Annotated in this window: 1 protein-coding gene; it reads left to right on the top strand. The window is 53.3% G+C overall.

Annotated features, from left to right (window positions below; genetic code table 11):
- A partial coding sequence (locus QRD02_RS14320) for a DUF7507 domain-containing protein (RefSeq protein ID WP_435373050.1) occupies nucleotides 1–664 on the top strand: 664 nt, incomplete at both ends.

Below are 664 nucleotides of genomic sequence, written 5' to 3'. Positions count from 1 at the left end.
GAACTCCACCGAGCGGACCGAACGTGACCGATATTTCCGATAATGACAGCTATGTTGGCCAGGACCCAACGGTTATCATCCTTTGTACAAATGCAGGCATCGCGCTTATCAAGGAATCCACCCTGCCGGTAGATCCCACCACAGGCTGTTCTACGGTAACCGTGGATCAGGTAGTGGGCTATGCCTTCCGAGTAAAGAACACGGGCAACGTTACCCTAACCAACGTTATGGTCACCGATCTAGTTGGTGGCGTGACGGTGAGCGGCGGACCTATCGCTAGCCTGGCACCGGGTGCGGAGGACACGACTACCTTCACCGCGACCTATACCATCACACAGGCGGACATTGACGCCGGTACATTCTCCAACAGCGCAGAGGTTGTCGGAACTCCACCGAGCGGACCGAACGTGACTGACACTTCGGACAACAATAATTATACAGAAAATGATCCAACCATTATCACGATTTGTCAAAGTCCAGCCCTCGCCATCGTTAAGACCGGTATTTTCAATGACGTAGACGGCAACCAGTGCGCCGATGCGGGCATCGATACGATAACATATACCTTCACCGTGACCAATGAGGGCAACGTGAGCCTATCCGGCATCACCGTTACCGATCCATTGCTTGAGGCACCGAACCCAGTTGTGAACATCGTGTTCCA

It is taken from the genome of Aequorivita aurantiaca, from assembly GCF_030410135.1.
Lineage (GTDB): Bacteria > Bacteroidota > Bacteroidia > Flavobacteriales > Flavobacteriaceae > Aequorivita > Aequorivita aurantiaca.
This window is presented reverse-complemented; position numbering and strand designations above follow the sequence as displayed.